Origin of the sequence: Leclercia sp. LTM14, from assembly GCF_023736175.1 — a bacterium.
Taxonomy (GTDB): Bacteria; Pseudomonadota; Gammaproteobacteria; order Enterobacterales; family Enterobacteriaceae; genus Enterobacter; species Enterobacter barmai.
In genome coordinates, this window is the sequence record NZ_JAIKTT010000015.1 from 44487 (window position 1) to 57738 (window position 13252).

Genomic DNA, 13252 nt, shown 5'->3' on the forward strand with positions numbered 1-13252 from the left:
TAAAAATAATGAACACGACTGCCTGTACCCACAAAGACAATCCGAACTTCTGGATCTTCGGATCGTTCTTCTTTCTCTACTTCTTCATCATGGCCACCTGCTTTCCGTTCCTGCCGATCTGGCTGTCGGATATCATCGGCCTGAATAAAACCCATACCGGGATTGTCTTCTCCTGCATCTCGCTCTCCGCCATCTCGTTCCAGCCGGTGCTGGGCGTGGTGTCCGACAAGCTGGGGCTGAAAAAACACCTGCTGTGGATCATCGCGGTGCTGCTGTTTCTGTTCGCGCCGTTCTTCCTCTACGTTTTCGCTCCGCTGCTGAAAACCAATATCTGGCTCGGGGCGCTGAGTGGCGGGCTCTATATCGGCTTTGTCTTCTCGGCGGGATCGGGGGCTATTGAGGCCTACATCGAGCGCGTGAGCCGCAACAGCTTCTTTGAATACGGCAAGGCGCGCATGTTCGGCTGCCTGGGCTGGGGGCTGTGCGCCTCGACGGGCGGCATCCTGTTCGGCATTGATCCCTCGTATGTGTTCTGGATGGGGTCCGCCGCGGCGCTGGTGCTGATGGTACTGTTAGTGGTGGCAAAACCGAAGCCCAACCAGACCGCCCAGGTGATGAACGCATTAGGCGCTAACCAGCCGCAGATCACCGTCAGAACGGTGATTAACCTGTTCCGCCAGCGCAAAATGTGGATGTTCATTCTGTACGTGATTGGCGTGGCCTGCGTGTATGACGTCTTCGATCAGCAGTTCGCCACCTTCTTTAAAACCTTCTTCGCCACACCGGAGGCGGGCACGCGGGCGTTTGGTTTTGCGACCACCGCGGGCGAAATCTGTAACGCCATCATCATGTTCTGCTCGCCGTGGATCATTAACCGCATTGGTGCGAAAAATACGCTGCTGATTGCGGGGCTGATTATGGCGACGCGCATCATCGGGTCATCATTGCCACCACCGCCATGGAAGTGGTAGCCCTGAAGATGCTGCACGCGCTGGAAGTCCCTTTCCTGCTGGTGGGCGCATTTAAGTACATCACCGGGGTGTTCGATACCCGGCTGTCAGCGACCATCTACCTGATTGGCTTTAACTTTGCCAAGCAGCTGGCGGCGATTTTCCTCTCCGCCTTTGCCGGGAATATGTATGACCGGATCGGCTTCCAGGATACCTATCTGATGCTGGGCTGTTTTGTGCTGGCGATTACGCTGGTGTCGGCGTTTACGTTGAGCGGTAAGCGGGAGATCGCTGCCGCGAGCGCGGCAGCGTTAACACATCAGGCCAGGTAAAACACCTCTTTCAGCCCGGCGCTCACCGGGCTGTTATCCGGGTTAGAGGGCATCACTTCTCCCATATATTTCCACCAGCGCTGGCAGACGTCGGTGTTCGCCACCGCATTCCAGCGCTCTTCCGATTCAATCTCCACCGTGGCAAACAGCAGGTTACGCTCTTTATCGAGCCAGATGGCGTAGTGGTGCGCGCCGTGGTCTTTCAGCACCGCTTCCAGCTCGGGCCAGATCGGGTTGTGGCGACGTTCGTACTCCTCATGAGCGTCAGGGTTCACCTGCATCACAAAGGCTTTGCGGATCATAATGCCTCCAGATAGAGTTCGCGCACCTCGTCGCGACTGGCGCTGCGCGGGTTGCAGGGGGCGCACGGGTCGGCGAGGGCTTTGTCGAGCCAGCTTTCGATGTCGGCTTTGGTCACGCCCAGCTTGCTGAAGCCGGACGGATCCCGACGCGGGTGCTCAGGGCGCGAATGGCGTTGATCGCCTCCATGCTGGCGGTTTCGTCGCTCATATCGCGGGTATCCACGCCCATCGCCTGCGCCACACGGGCAAAGCGTTCCACGGCGTTAGGGCGGTTAAAGTTTTCGATGATCGGCAGCAGGATGGCGTTGCAGACGCCGTGCGGCAGGTTGTGCGTGGCACCCGGCTGGTGGGCCAGGGCATGCACCAGCCCCAGACCGGCGCTGTTAAAGGCCATCCCCGCCAGATACTGGCCGAAAGCCATCTGCTCCCGCGCCACGAGGTTGTGGCCGTTGTTGACCGCCTCCGGCAGCCAATGGGCGATCAGGCGAATCGCCTCCAGCGCGTTGGCATCGGTGAGCGGGTGGGCGCCGACGGAGACATAGGCTTCGATGGCGTGGGTCAGGGCATCCATGCCGGTGGCTGCCGTCACGGCGGCCGGAATATCGAGCATCACGCTGGCGTCATCCACGGCAATGTCCGGGATAATGTTCGGGTCGATGATCACCTCTTTGACCTGACGCGCCGAATCGATGATCACCGCGTTGCTGGTCATCTCTGCCGCCGTGCCTGCAGTGGTGTTGATCGCTACCAGCGGCACGCCGGGGTTGAGCACTTTGCCGACGCCGGAGTAAGCAGTAGACGGACCAGGATTGGCGGTGAGGATCTTAATCGCCTTGGCGGTGTCGATCGGGCTGCCGCCGCCGAAGGCAATAATGTAATCACACTGCCCATCCTGGAACGCGGCAAAGCCCTGCTGCACCAGCACTTCCGTCGGGTTCGGGAACACCGCGTCGAACAGGTGATAAGACATCTGCTGCGCGTCTAGAGCGGTAAACAGGCTGTCGAGCAGGCCCATTTTCACCAGCTGACCGTCGGTGACAATCAGCGCGGTGCCCCACTGTTTGTTCGCCACCAGCTTAACCATATCGCCGATTGCGCCTGCGCCGTGCAGGCTGATTTTCGGCAGCGCCAACATAAAGCTCATGATAATTCTCCTTAATTACGGTGATTTTTATGCCCGGCGGCGCTGCGCTTGCGCGGGCCTACGGTTCGTAGGCCGGGTAAACGCAGTGCCACCCGGCATTTAGATCCGTCTTCGCTGCATAATCCGGCGGGTGATGATCGGCAGGGAGATCACCACAATCAGCATCGCGCCGATAATCACCGACATCACGATGCCCGGCACGTTGAGCAGGCTCAGGCCGAAGGTGACCAGCCCCATCAGGAAGGCGGCGATAATCACGCCCACCATGCTGCCGGAACCGCCGAGAATATTGACCCCGCCGAGCACCGCCATGGTCACCACCGCCAGCTCCCAGCCCATCGCAATGGTCGGGCGGGTACTGCCCAGACGCGATGTGAGCAGCACCGAGGCCAGTCCGGCCATCAGCCCCACCAGGGCAAAGAGGATCAGGTTGTGACGCTTGACGTTGATGCCGGAATACCATGCTCCGGTCGGGTTATTGCCGATGGCGTAGGTGCGACGCCCGAAGTTGGTTTTGTGCAGCACGAAGGCGAACACCGCCCCCAGCACGATAAACAGCGCGAACTCAAACGACAGCGCACCCCAGACGTATCCCTGGCCAAACCAGGCGAAGCTCTCCGGCCAGGTGTTTAACGCCTGGTCGCCCAGCAGGATGTAGGTGATGCCGCGATAGAGGCTCATGGTGCCGATGGTGATGACAATCGACGACAGGTTGAAGCGGGTCACCAGCAGACCGTTGAACAGCCCGCACAGCAGGCCCACGCCTAATCCCACGCAGACCAGCAACGGCGTATCCAGCCCGGCGGCCGCGCAAAAGCCCATCACCGTGGAGCTGAGCGCGATGGTGGAGGCCACCGACAGATCAATTTCACGGGCGATAATCAGCATCGCCATGGGCAGCACGATGATCGCTTTCTCGGTGAAGTTGAACGTGGCGTCCGACAGGTTCCAGATATTAAGGAAGTAAGGGGAGGCCAGCGCGTTGACCACGAACACGGCCAGTGTGACCGCCAGCAGAAAACCTTCCCAGCACAGCAGGCGCTGGAAAATGCCCGACGCAGCGGGCGTATTTTTGATCTCTTCAGACGTCATAATTTTACTCATGATCTCACCGCCTGTTTTTGACGTGCCAGCGCCGCATCGCGCAGGATCAGCCGTCCTTTGCGTTTGTTGCCGCGTTCATTGAGCAGCACCGCAATCACAATCACCGTCCCGGAAATCGCCATCTGCCAGAACGGCGACACGCCAATTACCGGCAGGGCGTTGTTGATGACCCCAAGGAACAGCGCGCCGCACAGGCAACCCAACACCCGGCCCGTACCGCCCATGGTGCTGATGCCGCCAATCACGCAGGCCGCCACCACCTGAAGCTCGAAGCCGTTCGCCACATCGACATAGGCCACCGCGAAGCGCGAGATCCACAGATAGCCGCAGAACCCGGCCAGCGCCCCGGAGAGGCAGAAGCTGACGAACTGCATTTTGCCGGCGTTGATCCCGGTGTAGTACGCCGCCGTGGCGTTACCGCCCGCGGTGTAGAGGGCGCGTCCGGTGCGGCTGTAGCGCAGGAAATAGCCCACCAGCAGCAGGGCGGCAATGGCGCACCAGCTCAGTACCGGTAAGCCCAGCACCGACGCACGCGGCAGGCCGAGGAAATCAGCCCCCATCTGGTTAGAGTTGACCCAGCCTCCGCCGGAGAGCAAAAAGATGATCCCGCGGTAGATGCTCATGGTGCCGAGCGTCACCACAATCGCCGGAATACCCATCTTCCACACCAGCAGGCCGTTGATGACCCCCATCAGCAGCCCTAAGGCGGTGGCCAGGATCAGCAGCACCCAGACCGGCACCTCGGGATAGTTAAAGTTGATCAGGGCGACAATCATCCCGGTCAGGGCCAGGTTTGCCGCCATCGACAGGTCGATGCCTTTGGTCAGCAGCACCATCATCTGCCCGAGAGCGAGGATGATCAGAATCGAGGTGTCGTTAAACATCTCCACCAGGTTGCCCGGGGCGATAAACGACGGGACGCGGGTACCGATGGCGATGACCATCAGCACGATCACCGCCGCCAGCAGCGCTTCGCGGTGTTTAAGCAGTTGTTGCACCATTATGCGGCCTCCTGTCTGGCACCGCTGGCGGCGCTGACGATGGTTTCCGCCGTCGCGCCCCCCGCCTGGTATTCCGCCACCATTAACCCTTCATGCATGACGATAATTCTGTCGGCCATGCCCATCACTTCCGGCAGTTCGGAGGAGACCATGATCACCGCCAGCCCCTGACCTACCAGCTCGGACATAAACTGGTGCACCGCCGCCTTGGAGCCGATATCGATCCCTTTGGTCGGTTCATCGAGAATGATGACGTCCGGGTGGGTCGCCAGCCATTTGCCGATCACCACTTTCTGCTGGTTGCCGCCGGAAAGGGTCTCCACCGCCTGTTTCCAGCTAAAGGCTTTCACCTGCAGGCGTTTGGCGTATTCGTCCGCCAGTTGCCACTCGCGATCGTCGTTTAGCACGCCGTTGGCGTTGAGCTTGCTGAGCTGCGGCAGGCTGATGTTCTGCGCAATCGACAGCTCAATAATCGCCCCCTGCTTCTGGCGCTCTTCCGGCACGCAGACGATCCCGGCTTTGATGGCGTCCGCCGGCTGGCGGAAATGCTGTTCTTTACCGTTCAGCACAATGCTGCCGGAAGAGGGGCGCGAAACACCGGAGAGCGCCTGCATCAGTTCGGTACGTCCGGCACCCACCAGCCCGTAGAAGCCGAGGATTTCGCCTTTGCGCAGGGTAAAGGAGATCCTGGCGAACTCGGTCGGATGGCAGAGATCCTTCACCTCCAGCACGGTGTCGCCTTTCTCGCATTCCACTTTCGGGAAGGTCTGGGTTATCGCGCGGCCCACCATCATCGCCACCATCCGCTCTTCGGTGATGTCGTTGATGGCCCCGGCGCCGACAAACACGCCGTCGCGCAGGATGGTGTAGTGATCCGCCAGCTCAAAAATCTCGTCGAACTTGTGGGAGATAAACAGGATGGCTTTTCCCTCCTGCTTTAAGCGTTCGACGATCTGGTAGAACTCGAGGATTTCGTGCTGGGACAGGGCGGCGGTGGGTTCATCGAGGATCACCACCTGGGCGTCAAACGACAGCGCCCGGGCGATCGCCACCATATGCCGCTGGGCGATGCTCAGGGTTTTCAGCGTCGCGCGCGGATCAATCTGCACCTCCAGACGGGTGAGGATCGCCTGCGCCCGGCGGTGCATCTCCGGCCAGTCGAGCTTTTTGAAAATGCCTTTATAGAGGTACTGGCCGACAAAAATGTTTTCGGTGACCGACAGCTCATCGAACAGCACGGTCTCCTGGTGAATGGCGGTAATGCCCACCTTATGCGCCGAGTCGGGGGTTGGCAGCTGAATAGGGATCGCTTTATAGAGGATTTCGCCCGCGTCGGGCTGGTAAATGCCGGTCATCACTTTGACCAGCGTCGATTTGCCCGCGCCGTTTTCACCGATCAGGGCGGTGACTTTGCCGGGCCAGAGCTCAAGCTGCACGTTCTCAAGGGCGCGCACGCCAGGGAAAACCTTAGTGATGCCGTTAAGCGCCAATAATGGGGTCATGATAGTTCTCCAGAAATTCCATTACCCCTCACCCTAACCCTCTCCCCATAGGGGAGAGGGCCGGGGTGAGGGGCGAAGTTGTTAGAAGATTTTCGAGAACTTATCAATATTGCTGGCATCGTAAACAAACGGCTCGGCCATGGCGCCGCTGCCGTCGGCATCCAGCTTCACTTTGCCCAGTTTACCCATGCTGGCTTCCTCTTTGGTTGCCGTGCCTTTCACCAGGTCATCCGCTAAGTAGGTAGCGGCATACCCGAGGTCGATCGGGTTCCAGATGGCGAAGCTCTTGCTGGCACCGGATTTCACCGCGCCGGCCATCTCAGACGGCAGCCCTAAGCCGGTGACGTATACTTTGCCGATTTTGCCCTGATCTTTCACCGCCTGCGCCGCCGCCACGATGCCCACCGACGATGGCGAGACGATCACTTTCAGATCCGGGTAGGTTTTCAGCAGGCCTACCGCTTCGCGGTAGCTCTTGTCAGAGAGATCGTCGCCATAGGCCACGGTCACCAGATTGACGGACGGGTACTGCGGCAGCACCTTTTTCATCTCGGCAATCCAGGTGTTCTGGTTGGTGGAGGTTGGCGTGGCGCTCAGCACCGCCACGTCGCCTTTTTCCACGTTCAGCGCTTTCAGCGCCTCAGCTGCCAGCTTGACGTTGGTCTCGCCAATCAGCGCGTTGTTAGACGGGTTGAGGTGGATCTGGCGACCGGCTTTCGCCACGCCGGAATCCCACGACACCACTTTGATCCCGCGCTGCATCGCTTTTTTCAGCACCGGCACCACGGCATCAGGATCGTTGGCGGAGATTGCGATCGCATCCACGCCCTGGGCGATCAACCCGTTCAGCACTTCGATCTGGGCTTCGGCGGTGGTGGTCGTCGGGCCGGTATAGATCACTTTGACATCACCCAACTCTTTGGCTGCCTCCTGGGCACCCACGTTTGCCGCTTCGAAGAAGCCATTACCTAACGATTTCGCCACCAGGGCGATTTTCACTTCAGCTAAAGCAGAACCGGACAACGCCAGGGCGGCAACGGTGAGGATCAAGCTTGTCTTTATTTTCATTGCTTTTACTCCACTTAATTGAGTTTTGTAGGGTTTGCAGGTGTAGGTTCGCCCCGTCCCGATGAGCGGGGCGCGATGTTCTTATTTGTACAGATCTAACGCTGACTGCACAGGGTTAACGCCAAAGCGTTTGCCCAGCGCAATCAGTTCTTCCCGGGTGATGGTCTGCTTCATGCCACCCATCGAATAGACTTTTACCAGCACTTCGGCAGACTTCTCGGCAGTGTCGATCAGACCAAAGGTCTCATCCAGCGTCGGGCCGCTGCCGAACACGCCGTGGAACGGCCACAGCACCAGGGAGCGTTTTTGCATCTCGGCCGCCGTGGCTTCGCCGATTTCGTCGGTACCCGGCACCATCCACGGCAGAATGCCTACGCCATCCGGGAACACCACCAGACACTCGGTGCTGCCTTCCCACAGCTGGCGGGTGATGACGTCTGAGTTGTTCTCCAGTACAAAAGTCAGGGCGATCAGGTTGGTGGCGTGGCAGTGCATGATCACGCGATCTTTCCCATTGGTGGCTTTGATACGCTCGCAGTGGGAGAGGAAGTGGGACGGCAGTTCAGAGGTTGGTACCGCTTCGTCAGTCAGCCCCCAAAGAATGTGGTAGCCCGCGCCGTCGCTGTCCACTTTTACCACCCCTAAATTCGCGGTGGGGTCGAGCTGCACGTTGCGGAAGAATTTGCCGGAACCGGTGACGATAAACGGCGTGTTGGCGAGCAGCGGCATCGGCTGGCTCAGGGCGATGTAGCGCGGTTTGGCGTGGAAATCCGCCTCAAACGGGGCGATATCCGCTTCATCCAGGCGCAGCGTCAGGTTGCCGCCGTTGCGCTCGTCCCAGCCTTTCAGCCAGGCGTCGGAGGTGGCTTTGATCATGCCCTGGACGAACCAGGATTGAGTGATGGTCTGCATTCTGTGTTTCCTTTGAAAATGCCCGGCGGCGCTTCGCTTGCCGGGCCTACAGCTAAACGTAGGCCGGGTAAGCGAAGCGCCACCCGGCAATGTTGTTTACTTGCGAATTCTGAGAACGTCCTGCTCGTACGCCCGGACGTTATCCAGCCACTGGCTGCCCGCCGGGGCATCGTTACGCTGGCAGTACATCTCCCATACCGCCTGCCACGGCAGTGATTTTTGCTCTTCCAGCAGGGCCAGGCGCGAGGTGTAATCGCCTGCGGCTTCCAGCGCGCGCAGCTCGGCGGTAGGCTCCAGCAGGGCGCGCAGCAGGGCTTTTTTCATGTTGCGGGTGCCGATAATCCATGCCGCGATGCGGTTGATAGAGGCGTCGAAGAAGTCGAGGCCGATGTGCACCCGGTCGAACAGGTCATGGCGGATAATCTCGCTGGCGATGGCCTGGGTTTCGTCATCCAGCAGCACCACGTGGTCGCTGTCCCAGCGCACCGGACGGCTGACGTGCAGCAGCAGGTGCGGCACGTACAGCATCGCGGCGGAGATCTTGTCGGAAATCACTTCGGTTGGATGGAAGTGGCCCGCATCCAGGCACAGCGCGGTCTGGCGGCTGGTGGCGTAACCCATGTAGAACTCGTTAGAGCCGACGGTGTAGCTTTCGGCGCCAATGCCGAACAGCTTGCTCTCCACGGCGTCGATGTGGTGCGCCGGGTTGAGTTTTTCGCTGATGATTTCATCCAGCGCCGCCAGCAGGCGCTGACGCGGGGCGAGGCGGTCAACGGTGATGTCTTTCATCCCGTCCGGGATCCAGATGTTCATCACCGACGGGGTGCCCAGCTGCTCACCAAAGTACGCCGACACGCGACGGCTGGCCTTCACGTGGTCGATCCAGAACTGGCGGATCTCGTCATCGGCGTGGGCGAGGGTGAACCCGTCGGCGCTCAGGGGATGCGAGAAGCAGGAGGGGTTAAAATCCAGCCCCAGCTTGTTGGTTTTTGCCCATTCAACCCAGTTCTTAAAATGTTCCGGCTTGATGGCATTACGCTCGACGGGCTCGTCGGACTCCAGATAGATGGCGTGCAGATTCAGGCGTTTCGGCCCTGGGATCAGGCTCAGGGCCAGCTCCAGATCGGCACGCAGTTCGGCGGCGTTACGCGCCTTGCCCGGATAGTTACCGGTGGCCTGGATCCCGCCGGTCAGCGCGCCGCCCGGGTTCTCAAAACCGGCGACGTCATCGCCCTGCCAGCAGTGCATAGAGACGGGCAGACGGTCGAGCTGACGCAGAGCCTCCTCGACATCCACGCCCACGGCGGCGAAACGCTGTTTAGCCAGTTCCCAGGCTTGTTCAAGTTGAGTGGTCATGCGCAAAGCTCCTTAGTCGGTCGTTGTTGCTGAAACTGCGCCTGGTAGCGGGCAATCTCATGATCGGGATTCGGGTTAAAGGTGGTCAGGCCGTAGTTGCCGGTCACCACCTGGCGGAACTGGTCGACGTTGGTCAGCTCATCCAGAGTCATCAGCTGGATGCCGATATTGCCGAGGGTCGAGGCCTCAACCGGCCCGGCTAACACCGGAATGCCGCAGGCGTCGGCGCACAGCTGGTTGAGCAGCTGGTTCTGGCAGCCGCCGCCGACAATGTGCAGCTCGCTGAACGGCTTCCCGCGCAGGGTCGCCAGCTCGTGCAGCACCTCGGCATACAGCAGGGCGAGGCTGTCGAAGATGCAGCGCGCCAGTTCGGCGGCGCTCTCCGGCACCGGCTGGGCGGTGTCGCGGCAGGCGGCCTGGATCTCGGCGCTCATGTTGGCCGGATTGATAAAGCGGTCGTCGTTAGGGTTGATCAGGAAACGGCACGCCGGCAGGGCTTCCGTCTCGCTAATCAGGGTCGCCAGGTCGCTGATGCGTTGCTCCTTCAGCACCCGCTGCAGCAGCCACAGGCCCATAATGTTTTTCAGCACCCGGTAGCGACCCTCTGCGCCGCCCTCATTGGTGATGTTGGCCGCCAGGGCGCTATCGCTGGTATAAGGGGTTTTGCTCTCAAAGCCCATCAGCGACCAGGTGCCGGAGGAGAGATACGCCGCATCCTTTGAGGCCAGCGGCGCGGCAATCACCGCGCTGGCGGTATCGTGACTGGCCACGGCCACCACCGGGATGGCATGCTTCTGCGGGCAGATCCAGTGACCGATCACATTGCCGGGATGGGTCGGGGTGCCAAACCAGTCGCGCGACGCGCCGGTCCAGCTGAGCAGGTTCTCGTCCCAGTTATCGGAATTAATGTTCACCAGCTGGGTGGTAGTGGCGTTGGTATATTCCCAGTTCATCTGGCCGGTGAGGCGGTAGCTGAAGTAGTCCGGGATCAGCAGGGCGTGGGCGACGTTCGCCACCAGCTCCGGCTGCTGTTCCACCAGGGCGCGCAGCTGATAGAGCGTATTAAAGGGCAGGAACTGAATGCCGCTGCGGCCATAGATCTCCGCTTTGCCGAGCTGCTCCAGGGCGTGCGTCATCACTCCGTCGGTGCGGTCATCGCGGTAGGAGACCGGCAGGCCCACGCGCTGGCCGTTGCTGTCCAGCAGCACGTAATCCACGCCCCAGGTATCAATCCCGATGCTGTCGATGCGAATGCCTTCTTCACATACCTTATTCAGCCCGGTGCGGATCTCCGCTTCCAGAGTGTCGATATCCCAGCAGTCAAAACCGTCCTGCTTCTGCAGGCAGTTAATGAAACGGTGGATTTCGCGAAGCACAAGCGTGCGCTCCTCGCGTTGGTAGCTTGCCAGCATCACCCGGCCGCTGGAGGCACCTAAATCGACAGCCACGCAATGGCGGAAAGTCATGGTCCGATCCTTATTGAAGTCATTGCCGGTGAGTGTAAAAAAGGGAAGGGAAAGCGACCTTCTTGCCAGTGACAGCGCATTTCAGGCGCTGGCAAGAATTCAAAGATGAACGTGAGAGAGTTCACAATTTCGGTTTTTAGCGGCAAAAACAGGCGGTGTGACGGTGTCCGCATTTCCGGATCTTTCCCGCCGTTTCTTGAAAAAGCGACAGGGTTTGCGCCATTTGCTGTCGAAAATTTAAGGTGAGCCGGGGAACCCTAAATTACTATTTTGAGAACTCTTATCATCTGGTGGTGACCCGTTATGACCGTACTGCACAGCGTGGATTTTTTCCCTTCAGGCCACTCGCCTGTGGCGATTGAGCCGCGGCTGCCCCAGGCTGCGTTTCCGGAACATCATCATGATTTTCATGAGATTGTGATCGTGGAGCACGGGACGGGCATCCATGTCTTTAACGGGCAGCCGTACACCATCAGCGGCGGGACGGTGTGCTTTGTGCGCGATCACGACCGGCACATGTACGAACATACCGACAACCTGTGCCTGACAAATGTGCTCTATCGCTCTCCGGAAGCGTTCCAGTTTTTGTCGGGATTGAACCAGCTGTTGCCTCAGGAGCAGGATGGCCATTATCCGTCACACTGGCGGGTGAACCAGGCCACGCTGCAACAGGTGCGTCAGCTGGTAAGCCAGATGGAGCAGTCGGAAGAGGGCCTGGAGACTCACGCCCTCGCCAGCCGCGAAATCCTGTTTATGCAGCTGCTGGTGCTGCTGCGCCGGGGCAGTCTGGTTGAAGGGGCCGCGAATAACGACGCCCGGCTCAATCAGCTGATGGCCTGGCTGGAAGATCACTATGCGGAGGATGTCTGCTGGGAGACGCTGGCGGATAACTTCTCGCTGTCGCTGCGCACCCTGCATCGTCAGCTGAAGCAGCACACCGGTCAGACGCCTCAGCGCTACCTGAACCGTCTGCGGCTGATCAAAGCCCGCCATCTGCTGCGCCATACCGATGATAGCGTCACGGATATCGCCTATCGCTGCGGTTTTGGCGACAGTAACCACTTTTCGACCCTGTTTCGCCGGGAGTTCAACTGGTCGCCGCGCGATATTCGCCAGGGCCGGGATGCCTCCCTTCAGTAACGCGAGGAAAATCACCGTTTTATTGCCGCAAAGCGGGTAATAATGTCAGGTTATTCCCCGGTAGAGGTTGTGACGTGGCAGGACAGTTGATTCTTCGCAGAGCCGATTTTTTTGCATCCGCTGCTCAGGCCGTCGCGGTGGCGGACCGCTATCCGCAAAATGTCTTTGCCGAACACACCCATGATTTCTGCGAGCTGGTGCTGGTGTGGCGCGGCAACGGCCTGCATATCCTCAACGATCGCCCTTATCGCATCACCCGCGGCGACCTGTTTTATATCCGCGCCGAGGACAAACACTCCTACGCCTCGGTGAACGATCTGGTGCTGCAGAACATCATCTACTGCCCCGACCGGCTGAAGCTCAACGTGGACTGGGGGGCCAACATCCCCGGCTTTCTGAATGCCCGCGGCGCGGCGCACTGGCGGCTCGGCAGCAACGGCATGGCTCAGGTGCGCCAGGTCATCGCCCAGCTGGAGCAGGAGAGCCTGAAGGACGACCCTCATGCGTTTGAACTGGCGGAACTGCTGTTTGCCCAGCTGACGATCATGCTCAGACGCTACCGCTACGCCCCGGATAACCCCGAAGCCAGCGAGCCGGAAGCGCTGCTGGATAAGCTGATCACTGCGCTTTCCGGCAGCCTGAACCGCAGCTTTGTGCTGGAGAAGTTTTGCGAGCAGGAGCAGTGCAGCGAGCGCGCTCTGCGCCAGCAGTTCCGTACCCAGACCGGCATGACGGTTAACCACTATCTGCGCCAGCTGCGCATCTGCCATGCGCAGTATCTGCTGCAGCATACCGAGCTGATGGTCAGCGAAGTGGCCATGCAGTGCGGCTTTGAGGACAGCAACTACTTCTCGGTGGTGTTTAACCGCGAAGTGGGGATGACCCCGGTTCAGTGGCGGCATCGCAGCCATAACGCAGCGTAATAGAATATTCACCAACCCCCTGAGTTCTCCACACGCCCCGCCAGATCAGTGA

Annotated in this window: 10 protein-coding genes and 2 pseudogenes; 3 read left to right on the forward strand and 9 right to left on the reverse strand. The window is 59.8% G+C overall.

The window, feature by feature from the left end; all coding sequences use genetic code 11:
• Nucleotides 1-8 precede the first annotated feature (8 nt).
• Nucleotides 9-1282, forward strand: a pseudogene (locus K5I40_RS22205) (MFS transporter).
• On the opposite strand, the gene rhaM reads toward K5I40_RS22205, so the two are convergent.
• The 9 genes and pseudogenes from rhaM to rhaB all read right to left on the reverse strand — a co-directional run bounded on the left by rhaM (nt 1270) and on the right by rhaB (nt 11137).
• Entirely contained in the window at nt 1270-1584 is a 315-nt protein-coding gene (gene rhaM / locus K5I40_RS22210) for an L-rhamnose mutarotase (RefSeq protein WP_039032160.1), read from the reverse strand. The pseudogene K5I40_RS22205 and the gene rhaM sit on opposite strands and share 13 nt — an antisense overlap.
• Nucleotides 1581-2728, reverse strand: a pseudogene (gene fucO, locus K5I40_RS22215) (lactaldehyde reductase). The gene rhaM and the pseudogene fucO overlap by 4 nt, the downstream one beginning before the upstream one ends.
• 99 nt (nt 2729-2827) lie before the next feature.
• Nucleotides 2828-3832 carry an ABC transporter permease gene (locus K5I40_RS22220; protein ID WP_039032158.1) on the reverse strand — a complete coding sequence of 335 codons (1005 nt, stop codon included), beginning with the start codon at nt 3830-3832 and terminating at the stop codon, nt 2828-2830.
• Nucleotides 3829-4833 carry an ABC transporter permease gene (locus K5I40_RS22225; protein WP_156655385.1) on the reverse strand — a complete coding sequence of 335 codons (1005 nt, stop codon included), beginning with the start codon at nt 4831-4833 and terminating at the stop codon, nt 3829-3831. The genes K5I40_RS22220 and K5I40_RS22225 overlap by 4 nt, the downstream gene beginning before the upstream one ends.
• A complete protein-coding gene (locus K5I40_RS22230) occupies nt 4833-6335 on the reverse strand; it encodes a sugar ABC transporter ATP-binding protein (protein ID WP_039032156.1) in 1503 nt (500 codons plus the stop codon). Before K5I40_RS22230 ends, K5I40_RS22225 begins: the two co-directional genes overlap by 1 nt.
• Nucleotides 6336-6416: 81 nt before the next feature.
• The gene (gene rhaS, locus K5I40_RS22235) at nt 6417-7403 is read right to left on the reverse strand and encodes a rhamnose ABC transporter substrate-binding protein (protein WP_032615332.1); all 987 of its coding nucleotides are present in this window, start codon (nt 7401-7403) and stop codon (nt 6417-6419) included.
• An 81-nt stretch (nt 7404-7484) separates the two neighbouring features.
• Nucleotides 7485-8315, reverse strand: a complete 831-nt coding sequence (gene rhaD / locus K5I40_RS22240) for a rhamnulose-1-phosphate aldolase (protein WP_223075630.1) — start codon at nt 8313-8315, stop codon at nt 7485-7487.
• A gap of 96 nt (nt 8316-8411) precedes the next feature.
• Nucleotides 8412-9671 carry an L-rhamnose isomerase gene (gene rhaA, locus K5I40_RS22245; RefSeq protein ID WP_223075629.1) on the reverse strand — a complete coding sequence of 420 codons (1260 nt, stop codon included), beginning with the start codon at nt 9669-9671 and terminating at the stop codon, nt 8412-8414.
• The gene (gene rhaB, locus K5I40_RS22250) at nt 9668-11137 is read right to left on the reverse strand and encodes a rhamnulokinase (RefSeq protein ID WP_223075628.1); all 1470 of its coding nucleotides are present in this window, start codon (nt 11135-11137) and stop codon (nt 9668-9670) included. Before rhaB ends, rhaA begins: the two co-directional genes overlap by 4 nt.
• 303 nt (nt 11138-11440) lie before the next feature.
• On the opposite strand from rhaB, the gene rhaS (K5I40_RS22255) reads away from it, so the two are divergent.
• The gene (gene rhaS, locus K5I40_RS22255) at nt 11441-12277 is read left to right on the forward strand and encodes an HTH-type transcriptional activator RhaS (protein ID WP_223075627.1); all 837 of its coding nucleotides are present in this window, start codon (nt 11441-11443) and stop codon (nt 12275-12277) included.
• A 74-nt stretch (nt 12278-12351) separates the two neighbouring features.
• On the forward strand, nt 12352-13200 hold the full coding sequence (rhaR, locus tag K5I40_RS22260; RefSeq protein WP_139563839.1) for an HTH-type transcriptional activator RhaR: 849 nt from the start codon (nt 12352-12354) through the stop codon (nt 13198-13200).
• Nucleotides 13201-13252 lie beyond the last annotated feature (52 nt).

Bases quoted from the DNA above. Each gene is read 5' to 3' on its own strand.
- rhaS (WP_223075627.1), top strand. From the start codon at position 11,441: ATGACCGTACTGCACAGCGTGGATTTTTTCCCTTCAGGCCACTCGCCT.
- rhaM (WP_039032160.1), bottom strand. From the start codon at position 1,584: ATGATCCGCAAAGCCTTTGTGATGCAGGTGAACCCTGACGCTCATGAG.
- K5I40_RS22230 (WP_039032156.1), bottom strand. From the start codon at position 6,335: ATGACCCCATTATTGGCGCTTAACGGCATCACTAAGGTTTTCCCTGGC.
- rhaB (WP_223075628.1), bottom strand. From the start codon at position 11,137: ATGACTTTCCGCCATTGCGTGGCTGTCGATTTAGGTGCCTCCAGCGGC.
- rhaD (WP_223075630.1), bottom strand. From the start codon at position 8,315: ATGCAGACCATCACTCAATCCTGGTTCGTCCAGGGCATGATCAAAGCC.
- K5I40_RS22220 (WP_039032158.1), bottom strand. From the start codon at position 3,832: ATGAGTAAAATTATGACGTCTGAAGAGATCAAAAATACGCCCGCTGCG.
- K5I40_RS22225 (WP_156655385.1), bottom strand. From the start codon at position 4,833: ATGGTGCAACAACTGCTTAAACACCGCGAAGCGCTGCTGGCGGCGGTG.
- rhaS (WP_032615332.1), bottom strand. From the start codon at position 7,403: ATGAAAATAAAGACAAGCTTGATCCTCACCGTTGCCGCCCTGGCGTTG.
- rhaA (WP_223075629.1), bottom strand. From the start codon at position 9,671: ATGACCACTCAACTTGAACAAGCCTGGGAACTGGCTAAACAGCGTTTC.